General features: G+C 48.9%; 1 rRNA gene. It reads left to right on the top strand.

Going from position 1 to position 278, the window contains the following annotated elements:
- Window positions 1-278 (top strand): 23S ribosomal RNA (locus tag IB249_RS30310); the annotation flags it as partial.

Below are 278 nucleotides of genomic sequence, written 5' to 3'. Positions count from 1 at the left end.
GCGAGGCTGAAAAGCGTAGTCGATGGAAAACAGGTTAATATTCCTGTACTTCTGGTTATTGCGATGGAGGGACGGAGAAGGCTAGGCCAGCTTGGCGTTGGTTGTCCAAGTTTAAGGTGGTAGGCTGGAATCTTAGGTAAATCCGGGATTCTAAGGCCGAGAGCTGATGACGAGTGTTCTTTTAGAACACGAAGTGGTTGATGCCATGCTTCCAAGAAAAGCTTCTAAGCTTCAGGTAACCAGGAACCGTACCCCAAACCGACACAGGTGGTTGGGTA

This window comes from Pseudomonas sp. PDM04, assembly GCF_014851765.1.
Classification (GTDB): domain Bacteria; phylum Pseudomonadota; class Gammaproteobacteria; order Pseudomonadales; family Pseudomonadaceae; genus Aquipseudomonas.
The sequence above is the reverse complement of the archived record's forward strand: the minus strand, read 5'-3'. Positions and strand labels throughout refer to the sequence as shown.